The following is an 18,207-nucleotide window of genomic DNA, read 5'->3' as shown; positions in this document are numbered from 1 at the left end:
TAGCCGGTTCACATTTGGAACTTGGATCCCGAATGTGAAACAGAGGTTGACACAGTGATCACCACCGTGTCAACAGCAGGATCTCAGCTGAGAGACATGCGGCGTGCGGCGTCCAGCGCGGCCTCGCGGATAGCGGGGAGCCGGTCGGCGGGGAGGTCGGCGCGCGGTATGCATACCGTGACGGCGCCGAGCACGTCACGACTGCGTCCCCATATGGGAGCTGCCAGGCACGAGAGATTCGCCGTCGATTCTTCGGACTCCGTCGCGTACCCGAGCCGGCGTACCTCGTCGAGTTGGTCCAGGAGCTGGTCCCGGTCGGTGACCGTGCGCGGTGTCAGGGCGGGCAGGCCTCCGGCCATAGTCTCGTGGAGCGCCTGTTCGTCGGAGAACGCCAGGATCGCCTTGCCGGTGGCGCTGGCGTGGGCCGGGAGCGTCCGGCCGGCGTAGCTGACGAGGCGCACTGGCTTCGTGGACTCGATCCCGGTCAGGAAGGTGACTTCGCTCCCGGTGAGGACGCCGAACTGCGCGGTTTCGTTGAGCGGCCGCAATACCGGTGCCGCTTTGTCGTGGAACCTGCTCACCAGCAGCGGCGTCTGGGAGATCCGCGCATAGTCGTCGAACTTCTGACCGAGACGGTATCGACGATCCCCCTCTCCGCGTCGGACGGCGCCTTCCATCTCGAGTGCGCGTAAGAGCCGGAAGACGCTGGACTTCGGCAGGTTGACGGCTGCGACGATGTCTGTCATCCGCATCGGTGCCGAGGCGAGCGCCACGACGTCGAGGATCTGGAAGGCGGCATGGACGGCGCGGGTGCCTTCCGAGGGGGCGGTTTCTGGGGAGGCGGCGATGCTGGCCACGGGGGTCTCCTGTCTTCGTCACCCTCCTGCGCGGGCAGCCGGGGTGCGGACTCTTGACAACCAGTCTAGGTCCGTGTCATTAATCACATGTGAACCTACAGTTCCAATAATGAAACTGTAGTCGACACGCGGAGCCGGGGATCCCGCGGCACATTCAAGGAGATGGCGATCAATGACGACGACACACACCCCTGCCGCCACCGAGACGCGTGGGGGCATGGCGCGGGTTGCTGCGGCCAGCTTCATCGGCGCTGCGATCGAATACTACGATTTCTTCCTGTTTGGAACGGCAGCGGCGTTGATCTTCGGGCGACTGTTCTTCCCCGGCGCCGATCCCCTCGCGGGGACGATGCTGGCCTTCGCGACCTTCGGCGTCGGCTTCTTCGCGCGTCCGCTCGGCGGAGTGATCGCCGGTCATCTCGGCGACCGGATCGGGCGCAAGAAAACGCTCGTGGCCACCTTGCTGGTCATGGGAATCGCGACGACGGCGGTCGGACTGCTGCCCACCTATGACGCGATCGGCGTTTGGGCGCCGATCGCGCTCGTCGTCCTCCGTCTCTGCCAGGGCCTCGGTGTGGGAGGCGAGTGGGGAGGCGCGGCGCTTCTGGCCGTGGAGCACGCCCCCGCCGCGCGAAGGGGGTTCTATGGGAGCTGGCCTCAGATGGGGATCCCCGCGGGTCTCCTGCTCTCTTCGGCCGCATTCGCCTTGGTGAACCTGCTCCCGGACGACGCCTTCCTGGAATGGGGCTGGCGCCTGCCGTTCCTCGCCAGTTCGTTGCTTGTGGCGACGGGACTGTACATCCGCGCGAAGATCAGCGAGCCGCCGGCCTTCCAGAAGATCATCGAGAGTGCGGCCCAGGTGAAGCGGCCGCTGGTCGAGGTTCTTCGCAAGCATCCTCGCGATGTCATCGTCATCGCGGGTATCCGCTTCGCCGATAACGTCCTGTACTACGTCTTCGCGACCTTCGGGCTGACCTACATGACGACTCAACTCGGGTTGCCCAACAGCGTCGCCCTCGCAGGAGTGCTGACCGCATCGGCGATCGAACTCGTCACCATGCCGTTCTTCGGCGCGCTTTCTGACCGGCTCGGACGCAGGCCAGTGGTCGTGACGGGGACCCTGGTGATGATCGCCATGGCATTCCCGTTCTTCTGGCTGGTCGGCACCGCGAACCCGTGGGCGGTGATCCTCGCCTGCGTCATCGTTCTCGCTCTCGCCCACTCGATGGTGTTCGCGCCGCTGTCTGCGTGGTTCGCGGAGCTGTTCGACGCGGAAATCCGGTACACCGGCGTTTCCGTCGGCTACCAGCTCGGCTCTCTCCTGGCGGGAGCGCCGGCTCCGATTCTGGCGGCGTACCTGGTGGCGGTGAGCGGCGGTGCGTACTGGCCGGTGGCACTCATGGTCATCAGCGCCGGCGTCGTCACCCTGATCGCCGCGTTCGCCGCGCGACGGGGCGATGCCGGTGCGAGCCGGCGCGGCTGACCGTGCCTTCGAGCGGGCACATCTCCCGACTGACGCCGGATGTCACGGACCGCCCTCCGTCTCCGCGAAAAATCCCCCGGTAAGCCAGGGGATTTTGGTTCTGGTGATGTTACCGGTCAATCCCCTCAGCCGGGCCGTGCAGGCCCCAGGTGGCCCCCGGCTGATTCTGCCGCTTCTGCGTCGGCGAGACGCTGAAGATGGGCTCGGCGTTGGCCCTCGCCGAGGATGTGAGCGTAGAGCTCGGGCTGGACCGAGCACTTGGTCCCGCGTCCCTGGCCCTGGAAGGTGCCCGGGCCTACCGTTGTCCGCGTGGCCAGCCCGCGGGCTCGGCTCACACCGACACATTTGGGATGACCGTGCGTCGGCGTCCGTCCGGCGCACCCCATAGACGGGAGCTTCCATGAGCGATCTTCAGGCCGACAATGACCTCACGCCGCGTTTCGCGCGGCCGGGCGAGGCTACCCTCGCCGCGCGCCACGTGATTCCCCAGGAGGAGTCCCTTCCCGACACTGCCAAGCAGATCGTGGACGACGAGACGATGCTCGACGGCAACTCGCGGCTCAACCTCGCGACCTTCGTCGGTACGTGGATGGACGAGGACGCCAAGCAGGTGTACGAGGCGTCCTTCGATAAGAACATGATCGACAAGGACGAGTATCCGCAGACCGCGGCCGTCGAGGACAACTGCTGGCACATGCTCGCGAACCTGTGGAACGCGCCCGACGCGTCCCGCAGCATCGGCACGTCCACGATCGGCTCCTCGGAGGCCTGCATGCTCGGCGGCCTGGCCTTCAAGCGGCGCTGGCAGCATTCCCGTCGCGCCGCGGGCAAGGACACGTCCAAGCCCAATCTGGTGATGTCGTCCGCGGTCCAGGTGTGCTGGGAGAAGTTCTGCAACTATTTCGACGTCGAGCCGCGGTTCGTGCCGATCAGCATGGACCACAAGACGCTCGACGGGTACGACCTGGAGAAGTACATCGACGAGAACACGATCGGGGTCGTCGCGATCATGGGAGTCACCTACACCGGCATGTACGAACCGGTGGCCGAGATCGCCCGGGCGCTCGACGCCATCCAGGCCGAGAAAGGGCTCGACATCCCGATCCACGTGGACGGGGCATCCGGCGCGATGATCGCCCCGTTCCTGCAGCCCGATCTGGTGTGGGATTTCCGGCTGGAGCGCGTGCACTCGATCAGCACGTCGGGCCACAAGTACGGTCTGGTCTACCCGGGCCTGGGCTGGGTCGTCTGGCGCCACACGCAGTGGCTGCCCGACGACCTGGTGTTCAAGGTGAGCTACCTGGGCGGTGAGATGCCGACCTTCGCCCTGAACTTCTCCCGCCCCGGTGCCCAGGTTCTGCTGCAGTACTACATGTTCCTCCGCTTGGGGTTCGACGGGTACCGTGCCGTTCAGCAGACGTCCCAGGACGTCGCGAAGTACCTGTCCGCCGGAGTCGCGAAGCTCGACGCGTTCGAGCTCTGGAACGACGGCAGCGACATCCCCGTCTTCGCGTGGTACCTGAAGGACGGGCACACGAAGAACTGGAACCTCTACCACCTGCAGGACAGGCTGCGGGAGAAGGGATGGCTCGTCCCGGCGTACCCGATGCCCGACGACCTCGCCCAGCTGACCGTGCAGCGCATCGTGGTCCGCAACGGCCTGAGCATGGATCTCGCGGCCGAGCTCCTCGCCGACATCCAGACCGAGACCGCGTACCTCGATGCCCTCGAGTCGGCCATGCCGGTCGAGGGTCAGCACCCGGCCTTCCACCACTGAGGCATGAACATGTCACTCCCGCGCGCAGGGCGTCGCGGAAGCTGACCTCTTCGATGTCGATGCTGTCGAGCGCGCCGAAGCGCGCGCCGTTCGGGTCGTTTTCGCTGGTGTCGTTGCCCGACCACCCCCGCCGTCTTCGTGGACGCTCAGGCGGCCGTGAGCCTCGATGAATCCCGCAAGCACCCAGCGGCCGGTGACGTCGGCGACGCGAGCGCCCTCCGGGATGGGGGGTCGGCCTCGGCGACGGCGGAGATCACTCCGTCAGCGACGACGACCGTTCCGTTGATCGAGAGCAACACCCACGGGAGTCCCGCCGGCTGGGCCGTCGGCGCCGACCTGCATCGGGGGTCGATGGTGTCGTCGGGTCCGAAGAAGTCCTCGAACCAGCGCGCCCGTCGCTAAGGAGCTTCGACCCCGATCGGCGCACCCACATGCCGACCGAGCGAAGCCTGTGCCGTCCGAGGCGCTCGACCCATCCTTTCTGGAACGCTCGGAATAGAAGTCGTTCGGGCGCGGTTCCCACCCACTGAAGCGGCCGCCACAGCCAGACCGTGGAGGACGTCCCTATCACCAGCAAGTGCACACCCCCGGGCCCCGGGGACAGAAAGGAAGACCACCATGTCCATGTCTGAGAGCGAGATCCGCGACGTCTTCGAGCGCTACATCGAGGCGCTCAACGCTCACGACTTCGACCGCATGACCGAGTTCGTCCACGACGAGCTCGTCGAGAACGGCAAGCCGGTCACGCGCGAGCACATCATCGCCGAGCTGAAGGGGCACGGCGACGCCGTGCCGGACTACGAGTGGCGGCCCCAGGACATCGCCATCGACGGAGACCGCGTCGTGGCCCGCCTGTACAACAAGGGCACCCACACCAAGGAGTGGTTCGGCGTCGCGCCGACGGGCAAGACGTTGGAGTTCGCCGAGTACTCGTTCCACAAGCTCCGCGACGGCAAGTTCTACGAGATGAACTACCTGATCGACTCACAGGCAGTTCGCGACCAGCTCGACATCTGACACCGCTGGCATCTGGCCGGTAGGGCCATCAGCCCTCGTCGGGGTCCTGCTTCCCGAGTCGGTGAGACCGGCTCGGGAAGCAGGACGAGCCCATGCGAGGCCGGGTTTCAGCCGAGGAGGCCCTGCTGGCTCGACTCGCAGCACCGGCTGGTCATCAGTGGCTTCTGGACTTCTGGGACGAGGGCACCACTGCGCCTAACGCGCGACCCGCGCCACCATAAACGCGTCCATGATCTATGCGCACACCGGGCTCAAGTGACCCGCAAGTGACCCCGAGCATGCCGAGGCACGCGATCAACATGGTTGCCCGCACGCATAGAGGGTGAGGAGTGTCACGCGAGGACTGAAGGAAATACCTGATCAAGCCCAAGTGCTTGCACTGGCCTTGGCCCGATTGGCGACCAGGCTCGTCTCCGTTCGCGCCGACGCGAGCGGAGGAACAGAAAGTTCCACATGGAGCTTTCATGCTACCGTCGTGCCATGCATGACATCGCCGTCCAGATAGAGATGCGGATCCACAAGGCGCTGCGCGAACAAATCGGCCCCGCGCTCTTCCGGCGTTTTCAGCCCGTGAGCCTCGCCGCGTGGGAGGTTCCCGACGAGCCGGTGCCGTTCACGGAAGCGATAGAGCAGGCGTACTCGCCGTTCGCGAGCGGCCAGGCGTGGAGCAAACCCTGGGGTACCACCTGGTTCCGCGTCGACGCCGACGTGCCGACGGGATGGGGCGACGCGGGCACGACGGTTCAGCTGATGGTCGACCTGGGGTTCAGCGGCCTGCTTCCGGCCTTCCAGGCCGAGGCGCTGGTGTACCGCCCCGACGGGTCGATCGTGAAGGGCATCGAGCCGTTCAATCAGGGGATCGACATCGATGCCGCGCCCGGCGACTCCGTCCGGCTGTACATCGAGGCGGCCTCCAACCCGAACATGCTCGAGCACCTCTTCGTCTCGACGCTGGCCCCGGTGGCGGGCGGCGGGGCCCTGCCGTCGAACTTCGCGAGACCCGTCCGCAAGGATGTCACCCACCTCGGCGACAAAGCGACCGCGGGCATCGACCCCATCTACACACTCCGCCACATCACGCTGGTCGAGCGGGATCTCGCGGTGGATCGTCTGCTGACGGATATGGGCGTGCTCGTGGGCCTGATGCACCAGCTCGACGCCGCCCTGCCCCGCCGGGCGGAGATCCTCCGCGCGCTCGAGCGGGCGTGCAACGTGCTCGACCCGCGAGATGTCTCGGGCACCGCCGACGTGGCCCGAGCGGCGCTCGCCGACGTCCTCTCGTCGCCGGCGTATGCGAGCGCGCACGAGATCGTCGCCGTCGGACATGCGCACCTCGACTCGGCCTGGCTGTGGCCGACGCGCGAGACGGTGCGCAAGGCCGCGCGCACCTTCTCGAACGTGCTCGATCTCATGGACGCTCACCCGGACTTCGTGTTCGCGGCCTCCAGCGCGCAGCAATTCGCGTGGGTCAAGCAGTTCTACCCTGAGCTGTTCGAGCGCATCCGTCCGCGCGTGGCCGAGGGGCGCTTCATCCTCGTAGGCGGGATGTGGGTCGAAAGCGATGTGAACATGCCCGGCGGCGAAGCACTCGTGCGGCAGTTCCTGTACGGCCAGAGCTTCTTCGAGCGCGAGTTCGGGGTGCTCTCCCGCGAGGGCTGGCTGCCCGACTCGTTCGGCTTCACCCCCGCCTTCCCGCAGATCGCGGTCGGCGCGGGACTGGATAGCTTCCTCACGCAGAAGATGTCGTGGAACGACGCTAATCGCCTGCCCCACCACACCTTCTTGTGGGAAGGTCTGGACGGAAGCCGGATCTTCACCCACTTCCCGCCGAACGACACCTATGGCTCGGATCTGAACGCCGGCGACCTCGCCAAGTCCCAGCGGCAGTTCGCCGAGAAGGGCCTCACCAACAGCTCGATCACGCTGTACGGCTTCTCCGACGGCGGCGGTGGTCCCACCCCCGACATGCTCGCGGCGGCGGAGCGCCTCCGCGACCTCGAGGGCTCACCGAAGGTGCGGCTGGGATCGCCCGCGGAGTTCTTCGCCGAGGCGAAGGGCGCGCTCGCGCACCCCGAGGTGTGGTCGGGGGAGATGTACCTCGAAGCGCACCGCGGCACGCTGACGACGCAGGCCAAGACCAAGCTCGGCAACCGGCGCAGCGAGCACCTGCTCCGCGAGGCTGAGCTGTGGGCGAGCACCGGGGCGACTCGCGGGGTGTTCGAGTACCCGTACGAGCAGCTTGACGCGATTTGGCACACGGTTCTGCTGCAGCAGTTCCACGACATCCTTCCCGGATCGGCCATCGCCTGGGTGCACCAGGAGGCCGAGGAGAAGTACGCCGCGGTGGCAGTCGAACTCGAGGACATCATCGCCCGTGCGCAGCGCGCGCTCGCCGGTAGCGGCGAGCACACGCTCACGTTCAACGCCACGCCCCTCTCCGTGGGCGGCGTGCGCGCCCTCGGGGCGGGCCGGGCCGACGCCCGTGGAGACGTCCCGCCGGTGCGCACGGACGGCGGGATCGTCCTCGAGAACGACGTGGTCTCGGTGCGCTTCGACGACGCGGGCGCGCTCGTGTCGTTCATCGACCTCCCGAGCGGCCGCGACCTCATCCCGGCCGGTGAGGCGGGTGCGCGGCTGCAGATCTTCCGCGACATCCCGAACCTCTTCGAGGCGTGGGACATCGACAGGTCGTATCAGCGCTCGCTCGTCGAGCTGCAGACGCCGCTGTCGGTCGAGATCGAGAGCGAGACCGTCGTCGTGACGCACGAGTACGGCCAGTCGACGATCGTGCAGCGCTTCCGTCTGCCCCGCGACTCAAGCGACCTGAGCATCGAGACGTTCGTCGACTGGCACGAGCAGGAGAAGCTGCTCAAGCTCGCCTTCCCACTCGACCTGCGCACCGACTATGCGGCCTCGGAGGTGCAGTTCGGGCACGTGGTGCGTCCGACGTTCGTGAACACGTCGTGGGATGCGGCGCGGTTCGAGACCGTGGCGCACCGCTGGGTCCACGTCGGAGAGCCCGGCTTCGGTGCCGTCGTCGCCAACGCGGCCACTTACGGTCACGACATCACCCGCTCGGTGCGCGCCGACGGCGGAACCACGACGCTCGTGCGTGAGTCGCTGCTGCGCGCGCCGGTGTACCCCGACCCGCAGGCCGACCGCGGCGAGCACACGTTCTCGACCACGCTGGGCCCCGCGCCCACGGTGCGCGAGGCGGCGGATGCGGGATACCGCCTCAACCTGCCCGCGCGCCGTGTCTCCGACGCGGCGGTGAGTACGGTCGAGCCGCTCGTGACCGTGTCACCGTCGTCGGTGATCGTCGAGTCGATCAAGCTCGCCCAAGACCGGTCGGGTGACGTCATCGTCCGCGTGTACGAGTCGCAGGGCGCGCGCGCGAGCGCGCGCCTGGAGCTGGGCGTTCCCGTGTCCTCCGTGTGGCGCACCGACTTGCTCGAACAGGACCTCAGCACAGCGGCGTGGGGATCCGAGGATGCTGTCGAGCTGGACCTCCGGCCGTTCGAGGTGGCGACGCTGCGCGTGCGGGTCAACGGCTGATCATCCCCCGCATCGCCGCCTTCGGCGTCTGGGCGCACCAACACGGTCCTGATTAGATGGGACCTCCAGTGAAAGGGGTGAGGCAGTGTCGCACGAAGTCGCCAACGATGCCGTTATCGATCCGTCCAACACGTCCGCCCCGCGGCGCGGACGCTACCCGAAAGGCATCCAGCGGCGACAGCAGATCCTCGATCGCACCATCGAGGTATTCGCCGAACTGGGATTCGAGGGCACGAGTCTGCGGGCGATCGGTGAGGCCATCGGGGTGAGCCACGCGGCGCTACGTCGGTACTTCGAGACCCGCGAGGAACTCTTCCTCGAGGTGCTGCGCGAGAAGGACCGGCAGGCGCTGGCCGAGGCCAAAGCCAGCGGGGATTCCCGCATCCAGTTCGCGGAGCGCCTGGACGCGTTCGCGACCCGCGCGCCCGGTCTGATGGCGCTTCGCCACAGCATGGTGGCGCGCGCGATGGAACGCGAGAACGAGCACTCGCGCGCTTTCTTCGCCGAGCGCTACGACCGCCTGCGCTCCGAGGCCCTGGAGATCCTCTCCCTCGCCCGCGAAGCGGGTGTGCTCCGCGCCGACATCTCACTGAAGACCGCCGCGTCCCTGGCGATCGCGGCCATGGACGGTCTGTCGACGCAATGGCTCGTCGATCCGGACGTCAGCATGCATGAGGGCATGCTTCTCTTCGAGACCCTCCTGCAGCCCCCGCGGGGGGCCTCCGACTGACCTCCGCTGGGCCCCGGCGATCGTGAGTCGGCGAGTCGCGGCCGCATGGGTCAGGCGCGCAGCCACGCGGTCGCGTCGGGCGGGAGCGGTGAGCGGCCCGCATCGCCGTCGGTGCGCAGGAGCACCTCGCCGTCGGGCAGCTCGATCGCCGTCGCGCCGAAGTTCGTCAAGCTGACCCATCCGTTTGACCGGCGGAAGGCGACCGTGGCGGGGTCGAGGTCGAGCCACTCGGCGCGTTCGTCGGTCACGAGCTCGCGGCGCAGCGCAAGGGCACCCCGGTACAGCTCGAGCGTGGAAGCGGAGTCGCCATCCTGGGTCTGCACCGCGTACTGCGCGAACCAGGCCGGCTGCGGCAGGTGGGCGGCGTGCTTGCTGAACCCGAAGGACGCGTCGTCCGTCGACCACGGCAGAGGCACGCGCGACCCGTCGCGGCCCGATACGACGCGTCCGTCCTCGATCACGGCCGAGGGATCCTGGACGCGATCGACGGGGATGTCGGTCACCTCCGGCAACCCGAGTTCCTCGCCCTGATAGATGTACGTGCTGCCCGGGAGGGCGAGGGCCAGCGTGATCGCCGCGCGTGCACGAGCCAGTCCGCGCGCCGACTCCGCCTCGTCCACGTCGATGAGCCGCCGGCTGGGGAAGGCGCCGTCCGCCGTGAGGGCGTAGCGCGTGCGATGACGTACGACGTCGTGATTGGACAGCACCCATGTGCTCGTGGTGTCGTGCGCCTCGGCGAACGCGAGGTTCGAGCCGATGATCGCGCGGAACGTGTCCGCATCCCACCCCGCGGTGAGCAGGTCGAAATTGAAAGCCTGGCCGAGTCCCTCCGAGCTGGCGTACCGGCCTCGCCGCTCGGGCGCCACCCACGCTTCCGCTACGGCGAACAGCGGCGGCGTGTACTCGTCGAAGGCCGCGCGCCACTCGGTGTAGATGTCGTCGAGCTCCTCGCGATCGAACAGCGGGTGGCGTCCTGGCCCGAACACGTCGTCGCTGCCGCCGAGCAGCGACGCCCCGCTGCGCACCCGCTCCCACGTCGGGTAGGGCTCGCTCATGTCCTTCGCCAGGCCCATCGCGATGTCGACACGGAAGCCGTCGACCCCCCGGTCGCCCCAGAAGCGGATGGTGCGCAGGAAGTCATCGCGCACGTCGCGGTTCTGCCAGCTCCAGTCGGGCTGATGCGTGGTGAACAGGTGCAGGTACCACTGGCCCGGCGAGCCGTCGGGCTCGACGATGCGGGTCCACGCGGGGCCGCCGAACAGCGCCTGCCAATCGTTGGGGGCGGTGGCGCCGTCGGGACCGCGACCGTCCCGGAAGATGTACCGCTCGCGCTCCGCAGAGCCCGGAGCCGCCTGCAGGGCGGCATGGAACCACGCGTGCCGGTCGGAGCTGTGGTTGGGGACGAGGTCGACGATCACCTTGATGTCGTGGCGGTGCAACGCGCGCACGACGTCGTCGAACTGTGCGAGCGTGCCGATCGTCGGATCCACGTCGCGATAGTCGTCGACGTCGTAGCCACCGTCCGCGAGCGCGGACGGGTAGAAAGGGCTGAACCAGACAGCATCCACGCCCAGCTGTGCGATGTAGTCGATGCGCGAGAGCACCCCGGTGAAGTCGCCGACACCGTCACCGCTGCCATCGGCGAACGAACGCGGATAGATCTGGTAGATCGCCGCTTGACGCCACCATTCGGGATCGCTCACGTTCGTCACGGCTAGCGCACCTTCTTGACGCGCGTCACGCTGATCCCCCCGAGGATGCCGAAGATCGCGCCCCCGATGAACAACCCGGGATAGCCGAAGAGAGCGATCACCGGGGGAGCGCCGATCGGGATCAGCGACTGCGGCAGGGACTGCGCCAGGTTCGCCACACCGAGGTCCTTGCCCGCGTCCTCCTTGTTGGGCAGCACGTCAGTCAGCAGGGCAAGTTCAACGGCGAAGAACGCGCCGATGCCCGCACCGAGGATGAACTCGCCGAGCAGCACGATCGGGATGGAGGGGGCCAGGGCGATCACAATGAGGCCGGCCGTCGCGATGAGCGCGGAGGCCATGACGAAGGCCTTGCGGCGCTTCAGGCGGTCGGAGAGCCAGCCGAGTACGGGCGTGACCAGCAGGAGTCCCACGGCGTTGGCGAGTATCGCCTGGAACACGAGGGCGGGGGCGTCGGCGTCGGAGACGCCGAAAACGGCGATGAGGTAGTACGTGAGGTAGCTCGTCGCGGTGAACTGCGTGGTGCTGAGCAGGAAGCGTGTGAGCCACGCCCAGCCGAGGTCGGGGTACTTGCGGGGGTTGAAGTAGAAGCTTCCGATGAGCGTCTTGAACCCGAAGGGCTCGGTCGGTGGCTCGGTGCGTACGCGGTCCTTCACCGGCGCGATGATCGCGACCATGAGGATCACGCCCACGGCGCTGGGCACGAGGTTCTGCACGACCCCGATCGGGAACAGCTGCACCAGGAATGCGGCACCGACGCCGCCGACGTTCAGCGCCAGGCTGATGAACGACGACGCCCTGCCGCGCGAGGCGGGCGCGAGCTGGTCGGGGACCATGGCGATGAGGGCGGCGAGGGCGAAGTTCAGACCCGTCTGCGCGACGCTCCACCCGACGATCACGAGGAACACGTTCGGCGCGAACCCGATGAGCAGGATGCCGAGATACCCGATGACGGCGCCGCCGTACACCCACGGCTTGCGCATACCGAACCGCCCGGTCGTGCGGTCGGACAGACGCCCGGCGATGGGGTTGGCGAGGAACGAGAAGAGCGCGCCGACCCCGAGGACGATGCCGAGGTTCGCAGCCGAGTTCTCGAGGTCGAGCTCACGCATCCGCAGCGCGATCGTGATGAACAGCGGCGGGGTGAGCGCGATCGAGAAGCCCAGCAGCGCGAGAGGGATGGCGACCACGGCATAGCGAGACGACGGTCGATCGTCGAGCCCGGTGGCAGCAGCGCCCGAGCGACTGCGAGGGGTGGGGTTCACGGCGGTGGCAGATGTGGGATGCGACTCGTCCACGGGGACTCTCTTTCGACGTCTTCTCGGCTCCTTCACGCCGCGACTGTGCGAACCTAACATGAAAAGTTCCGTATGGATCTTTTTTCCCGCGTCCCACGCGCCGGGTAGCGACTGCCGCGACAAATCGTGACGAAAAACAAAGTACCGAGCGGAACATTTGTGTTACCGTCACCACATGCATGACGGTGTCGTCACTCAAACGCGCGCAGCAGAACCGCTCCGCACGTCTGTTCGCTGCCGGCGGGGCACGACTCCGCCACCGGCGATGTGCACACCGGGCGGCCTGGCTGCCGCAGGTAACCCCACCATCTGAACCACAAATCCTGCGCGCCTCCTTGGTGAGGACGCGCGACTCGACCGACGCGACGTGGCATCACCCGAGCACGCGCGTCTCCATGAAGGGAAGCAGCATGAAGAAGACCGTCGCTCTCGCGGTGGCCACGCTGTCGGTGGCCGCACTTGCGCTGTCGGGGTGCTCAGGGCAGTCGGAGACGCCGTCGTCCGAAGACATCTCCGGTGAAATCACCTACGGATTCTGGGACCCGTTGCAGCAGCCCGCGATGGAGTCCATCATCGAGGCCTTCGAGAAGGAGTACCCCGATGTCACCGTGACACCGCTGGTCACGCCCTTCACCGACTACTGGACCGCGCTGCAGACGCAGGCGTCATCCAACACGCTCCCCGACGTGTTCTGGATGGACATGGCGCACTTCCAGCTCTACGCATCGAACGATCAGCTGGCGCCGATCGACGACCTCGTTGCCGCCGGAGAGATCGAGCCTGCCAAGTATCCCGAGAACCTCACCGAGGCCTACTCCTGGGATGGCGAGCAGTACGGTGTGCCGAAGGACGCTGACACCAACGCCATGTGGGTCAACAAGGCGCTCTTCGAGCGGGCCGGCGTGCCGCTTCCCGAGGCCGACTGGACCTACGACGACTTCCGCGAAATTTCGGCGCAGATCCACGACGCCCTGGGCTCCGAGGGCGTTTATGGCTCGGCGTTCTACCTCTACGGTCAAACGACCTACTACAGCTCGGTCTTCGCCTACAACGGTGCCGTCGTGAACGAGGACGGCGTGAGCTCGGGCTGGGGGGAGCCGGGGTCGGCGAAGGGCCTGGAGGTCTGGGCCGACGTGATCGCCGACGGTTCGGCTCCCTCCGTCCAACAGCTGTCGGAGACGCGCGGCAACGACTGGTTCACCAGCGGCAAGGCGGCGATGTTCCCCAGCATCGCGGGGGCGAGCGTCGCCCTGATCGCGAACGCTCCCGAAGCGGCCGACTACGTCGCGGTGCCGCTGCCGCAGGGCGACCGCAAGGCGACGGTCGGGCACGCGATCTCGAACGTCGTGAATGCGCGGTCGGCCAACACGGCTGCGGCCCAGGCGTTCCAGGCGTTCGCGGCGACCGAGAAGGCGCAGCTGCTGCAGGCCGAGAGCGGCGTCAGCCCGTCGGCGTACGCGGGCACCTCGAAGGCGTTCGTCGACAGTCACCCGGAGCTCGGTCTGCAGGTGTTCGTCGACGCGATCGACTACGCCTACCCGATGCCGGTGTCGATCAACACCGACGCGTGGGCATCCAACGAGCCGGTCATCGTGGGCGGGTACTTCGCCGGGGCGATGACCGTGGAGGAAGCCACGCAGCAACTCGCTGCGGAGATGAACGAGGCGCTGGCCGACGAATGACATCGCACACTCTTGACCGGGTGGGCGCGGCTGCGGCCGCGCCCACCCGGGCGCCGGAGCGCCGGCGTGGCTCGGACCGATCCGGCTGGTGGACCCTGCTTTTCGTCGGACCCTTCTTCGTCGGGATCGCCGTCTTCTACCTGTTCCCGATCCTGCAGACCGCCTATTTCAGCCTGACGGAGTGGGGCGCGTTCGGCGGGGTCGAGTTCGTCGGCCTCGAGAACTGGGCGGCCCTGCTCGGCGACGCCGAGATCCCCCTGGCTTTCCTGAACACCGCGGTCTACATCGTCATTGTGCTGCTGGGCATCCCGCTGGCGGTATGGCTCTCGAGCCTGCTCAACCGACCCGGGCTGAGGTTCGCGTCCTTCTACCGGACGATGTTCTTCCTGCCCTACCTCGCCATGCCGATCGCGATCGCGCTGGTATGGCGCGTGCTGTTCAACGGCGACTTCGGAATCTTCAACGCGACGCTCGATCTGATCGGGATCGAAGGGCCGCGGTGGCTGTCGACGCCCGGGCTCGCGATCGTCTCGGTGTCCATCGTGGGTCTGTGGATGTCGATCGGGTTCAACATCATCATCCTCTCGGCGGGGCTGCGCGGCATCCCACCCGAGCTGTACGAGGCGGCATCCCTCGACGGCGCCTCGCGGCGCTCGCAGTTCTTCCAGATCACCATCCCGCTGCTGACGCCCTCGATCTTCTTCGTCTCGGTCATCAACGTGATCGCCGGGTTCCAGCTGTTCGATCTGATCTACGGACTCATCGGGACGCAGAGCCCCGTGATCGCGCAGTCGAAGTCGCTCGTATTCCTTTACTACGACGAGTCGTTCATCGCGAACAACCGCGGGTACGGCGCGGTCATCGCCATCCTCATCCTGGTCGTGGTGGCCATCGTGACCGCGATCCAGTTCCGGCTCCAGCGCAGATGGGTCAACTATGTCTGAGCGCACCACGGCCACCTTCGAGCGCACCACGGCCAAGCGGGCCGGGGGGAACGCGGTCGCACACGTCGTGCTGATCATCGGCAGCCTCGTGATGCTGTTCCCGTTCGCGTGGCAGATCCTGGCGTCGTTCTCCACGAACGCCGAGATCACCGCCGTGCCCCCGCAGCTGTTCCCCTCGGCGCTGCATCCCGAGAACTACGTCGCCGTCTTCGAGCGCCTGCCGTTCCTCTCGCAGTTCACCGTGTCGATCATCATCACCGTGGTTCGCGTGGGGGCTCAGCTCATCCTGTGCTCGATGGCCGGATACGCCTTCGCGCGCATGCGGTTCCCTGGGCGCAACGTGATCTTCGCGCTGGTGCTGGCCATACTGCTCGTGCCGCCGCAGGTGTTCCTGCTCTCGCAATACCAGATCGTGCAGGGCCTGGGGCTGCTGAACACGATCGCCGGTATCGTGCTCCCGGGACTGTTCAGCGCCTTCGGCACGTTCCTCATGCGGCAGTTCTTCCTAGGGCTGCCCGCCGAGCTCGAAGAGGCGGCGCGTATCGACGGGGCGAACCCCTGGCAGGTCTTCTGGCGAGTCATGCTGCCGCTGGCGACCCCCGGCCTGTCGGCCCTCGCCGTGGTCGGTGTGCTGCTTTCGTGGAACGATCTGCTGTGGCCGCTCGTGGTGTCGACCCGGCCGGGTGCGCAGCCGCTGTCGGTGGGGCTCGCGGGTCTGCAGGGCCAGTACTCGACGGATTACCCGGTGATCCTCGCGGCAGCGCTGCTGGCGTGCCTGCCCATCCTCGTCCTGTTCCTCTTCATGCAACGCCGCGTCATCGACGGTCTGGCGTTCTCGGGAATGAAATGACGGCCATCGAGCGGGTCGGGCTCGTGGGCGCGGGGCGCATCGCGCACCTGCACGCCAGCGCCATCCGTGCGGCGGGTGCGGAGATCGCCGGAGTCGTCTCGTCAACGCCCGAACGCGGGGTCGAGGCGGCCGAGCGGCTCGGCGTGCCCGCGGCCTACATGAGCGCGACCGAGATGCTCGCCGACGAGTCGATCCAGGCCGTCCACATCACCTCGCCCAACACCCGGCACGCGGAACAGGTCGGAGAGGTGATCGCGGCCGGTCGCCACTTCGTGTGCGAGAAGCCGTTCGTGACCTCGTTGCACGACGCGGAAAAGCTGCGGGATGCGGCGGCTCGCGCCGGCGTCATCGGCACCATCGCCTTCACCTACCGCTATCACCCGCTCGCGCAGGAGGCGCGGGCGAGGGTGGCGGCCGGCGAGCTCGGGCCGCTCATCACGGTGCGCGGCGGATACGTGCAGGACTGGCTGCTCTCGGCGCCCGAGTCGGAGTGGCGCCTCGACCTCGATCGCACCGGCCCGTCGCGAGCGTTCGGCGATGTCGGGTCGCACCTGGTCGATCTCCTCGAATTCGTTGCGGGCGAGCGCGTCGCCCGCGTGGTCGCGGTCGAACGCAGCGTCCTGGCCGGCCGCAGTCAGGCCGAGGAGGCCGACGACGCGATCGCGGTGGCATTGGAGCTCGAGGGAGGCGCAATCGGTACGCTTCTGGTGTCGCAGGTGACCGCCGGCCGCGGCCAGTCGCTCACACTCGAGCTGTCGGGGCATCTCGCCGGGATCGCGCTCGACCAGGAGGAGCCGACCGTGCTATGGAAGGGCACCGCCGGCGAGGGCACCGGCTCGACGATCGCCCTCACCGAGGGCGGTCTCTCCGCGCAGGCGACCCGGCTCGGGTTCGCCCCCACCGGAACCGTGCAGGACTACTTCCACTCCTTCGCGGCCTTCGTACGCGACAGCTACGCCGCGATGTCGGGCGAGGTCGTGGACGGACTTCCCACGATCGACGCCGGCGTGCGTGCCGTGCGCGTGGGCGACGCAGTGCGTCGCTCGGCCGTCAACGCAGGCTGGCAGTCGCTGCGCTGATCAGGCGCGCAGCCCGTTGATCACCAGCGCCACCATGCGGCGATGGGAGTCTGCGCCGTCCGGGCCGGGAACAGTGAGGCGCGCCATGGACGGTTCCCCCACCCTGCGCGTCATCGTCGCCAGATCATCGCTGACGCCCCAACGAGCGGACTGTCGGGGCCCAGGCGAGCTCGGGTGATGTCGGCGCGCGCGAGGAACGGGAACGCGGCCGTTGTGTCCCGACTTCTGCGGACGAGGTCTATGTAGTCGTCGGATACATACGAGAATCCTCCACCGATGACGACGAGGTCGAAGTCGAGTAAGGCCGCCGCTGATGTAAGCGCAGCGCCCACTGCGGCGGCGCTGCGATGAACCGCGGCGACGGCGATCTCGTCGGCATTCGCGTAGTCCCGGGACAAGTCCTCGCCGCTGACGCCTCGCCAGCCTCTTTCCCGGGCCCACCGCACGATGTTAGGACCGCTCGCGATGCGCTCGACTGTGGCTTCCAAACCAGTGACGCCTTGCGGGGCGAAACTCGCGACCTCGATCTGCCCGATATGACCGGCGTTCCCGCTTGCGCCGCGGAGGGGGGCGCCCTCGAGAACGATCCCGCCACCGATGCCTGTCGAAACCACCATGCCCAGCATCGACTGAGCGCCACGGCCAGCACCAAGCCAATGTTCGGCCACTGCTATGCACTGACCATCGTGCGCGAGCGCGACAGGCTTCGAGCGGTACTCGACGGGCAGGTGCGACCTCACCCGGTCGACTACCGGAAAGCGATCGACCTTGGGCATGTTTAGGGGTGAGATCGTGCCCGCGACCACGTCGATGGGCCCTGCGCTTCCGATTCCGACACCCGCGAGGTCTGCGCGCGCAGGAAGCATCGACACCGCGCGGCGGATGACTTCGTATATGGCGGCGTCCAGCGAAGCGTTTGTGGTGGCTGGGCCGGTCTCAGCGCGACTTCGGGTACCCACCACCACCTGGCCATCCTCCGTAGTGAGACAGGCGTCGGCCTTGGTGCCTCCGATGTCGAGGGCGAGTGCGAAGGTCACCGGGAAATTGTAACCGGTCGGAACTTTTTTTGGCCTGCTATTAGCGCCCAGCACCACAGAGTGTCTACCCCTCCGACGTGGGCTCGAGCGACGCGGGGTCGCGCGGCCGCTACCGGAACCGCCGCCGCACATGCGGGCGACCGCGGGCCGTCCGGGACCGCTCGGCACCCGCGAGGTCTAGGTTGAGGC

The 18,207-nt window shown here is 67.5% G+C and carries 14 protein-coding genes; 10 read left to right on the top strand and 4 right to left on the bottom strand.

The annotated features are described in order from the left end of the window. Positions 1-83: 83 nt before the first annotated feature. Positions 84-857: an IclR family transcriptional regulator gene (locus AC4FS2_RS13175; RefSeq protein ID WP_491156267.1), complete on the bottom strand. Its 774-nt coding sequence runs from the start codon at positions 855-857 to the stop codon at positions 84-86. 172 nt (positions 858-1,029) lie between these two features. On the opposite strand from AC4FS2_RS13175, the gene AC4FS2_RS13170 reads away from it, so the two are divergent. The 6 genes from AC4FS2_RS13170 to AC4FS2_RS13145 all read left to right on the top strand — a co-directional run bounded on the left by AC4FS2_RS13170 (position 1,030) and on the right by AC4FS2_RS13145 (position 9,419). After that, positions 1,030-2,340, top strand: a complete 1,311-nt coding sequence (locus AC4FS2_RS13170; protein WP_491156269.1) for an MFS transporter — start codon at positions 1,030-1,032, stop codon at positions 2,338-2,340. Between the two features lie 400 nt (positions 2,341-2,740). After that, complete coding sequence (gene gad, locus AC4FS2_RS13165) at positions 2,741-4,117, top strand: glutamate decarboxylase (RefSeq protein ID WP_491156270.1); 1,377 nt, start codon at positions 2,741-2,743, stop codon at positions 4,115-4,117. Positions 4,118-4,273: 156 nt separating this feature from the next. Next, on the top strand, positions 4,274-4,519 hold the full coding sequence (locus AC4FS2_RS13160; RefSeq protein WP_491156272.1) for a hypothetical protein: 246 nt from the start codon (positions 4,274-4,276) through the stop codon (positions 4,517-4,519). A gap of 216 nt (positions 4,520-4,735) precedes the next feature. Next, positions 4,736-5,134 (top strand): ester cyclase, encoded by a 399-nt coding sequence (locus AC4FS2_RS13155; protein ID WP_491156274.1) that lies wholly within the window; start codon positions 4,736-4,738, stop codon positions 5,132-5,134. A gap of 480 nt (positions 5,135-5,614) precedes the next feature. Further along, on the top strand, positions 5,615-8,689 hold the full coding sequence (locus AC4FS2_RS13150) for an alpha-mannosidase (RefSeq protein ID WP_491156275.1): 3,075 nt from the start codon (positions 5,615-5,617) through the stop codon (positions 8,687-8,689). An 85-nt stretch (positions 8,690-8,774) separates the two neighbouring features. Then, positions 8,775-9,419, top strand: a complete 645-nt coding sequence (locus AC4FS2_RS13145; protein ID WP_491156277.1) for a TetR/AcrR family transcriptional regulator — start codon at positions 8,775-8,777, stop codon at positions 9,417-9,419. Between the two features lie 50 nt (positions 9,420-9,469). On the opposite strand, the gene AC4FS2_RS13140 is transcribed toward AC4FS2_RS13145, so the two are convergent. Both AC4FS2_RS13140 and AC4FS2_RS13135 read right to left on the bottom strand, forming a co-directional pair. After that, positions 9,470-11,122: a glycoside hydrolase family 13 protein gene (locus tag AC4FS2_RS13140; RefSeq protein WP_491156279.1), complete on the bottom strand. Its 1,653-nt coding sequence runs from the start codon at positions 11,120-11,122 to the stop codon at positions 9,470-9,472. 11 nt (positions 11,123-11,133) lie between these two features. Next, on the bottom strand, positions 11,134-12,426 hold the full coding sequence (locus AC4FS2_RS13135; RefSeq protein WP_491156281.1) for an MFS transporter: 1,293 nt from the start codon (positions 12,424-12,426) through the stop codon (positions 11,134-11,136). A gap of 410 nt (positions 12,427-12,836) precedes the next feature. Between AC4FS2_RS13135 and AC4FS2_RS13130 the strand changes: the two genes are divergently transcribed. Genes AC4FS2_RS13130 through AC4FS2_RS13115 form a run of 4 tightly spaced genes read left to right on the top strand, consistent with a single transcriptional unit; the run spans position 12,837 to position 16,981 of the window. Next, the gene (locus tag AC4FS2_RS13130; protein ID WP_491156283.1) at positions 12,837-14,108 is read left to right on the top strand and encodes an ABC transporter substrate-binding protein; all 1,272 of its coding nucleotides are present in this window, start codon (positions 12,837-12,839) and stop codon (positions 14,106-14,108) included. Next, positions 14,105-15,052: a carbohydrate ABC transporter permease gene (locus tag AC4FS2_RS13125; protein WP_491156285.1), complete on the top strand. Its 948-nt coding sequence runs from the start codon at positions 14,105-14,107 to the stop codon at positions 15,050-15,052. The genes AC4FS2_RS13130 and AC4FS2_RS13125 overlap by 4 nt, the downstream gene beginning before the upstream one ends. Then, on the top strand, positions 15,045-15,902 hold the full coding sequence (locus AC4FS2_RS13120) for a carbohydrate ABC transporter permease (protein ID WP_491156287.1): 858 nt from the start codon (positions 15,045-15,047) through the stop codon (positions 15,900-15,902). Before AC4FS2_RS13125 ends, AC4FS2_RS13120 begins: the two co-directional genes overlap by 8 nt. Next, on the top strand, positions 15,899-16,981 hold the full coding sequence (locus AC4FS2_RS13115) for a Gfo/Idh/MocA family protein (RefSeq protein WP_491156289.1): 1,083 nt from the start codon (positions 15,899-15,901) through the stop codon (positions 16,979-16,981). Before AC4FS2_RS13120 ends, AC4FS2_RS13115 begins: the two co-directional genes overlap by 4 nt. 110 nt (positions 16,982-17,091) lie before the next feature. On the opposite strand, the gene AC4FS2_RS13110 is transcribed toward AC4FS2_RS13115, so the two are convergent. Then, positions 17,092-18,075 carry an ROK family protein gene (locus AC4FS2_RS13110; RefSeq protein ID WP_491177575.1) on the bottom strand — a complete coding sequence of 328 codons (984 nt, stop codon included), beginning with the start codon at positions 18,073-18,075 and terminating at the stop codon, positions 17,092-17,094. Positions 18,076-18,207: the final 132 nt, after the last annotated feature.

The sequence above is a fragment of the Microbacterium sp. Z10_103 genome, from assembly GCF_058310455.1.
The sequence above is the reverse complement of the archived record's forward strand: the minus strand, read 5'-3'. Positions and strand labels throughout refer to the sequence as shown.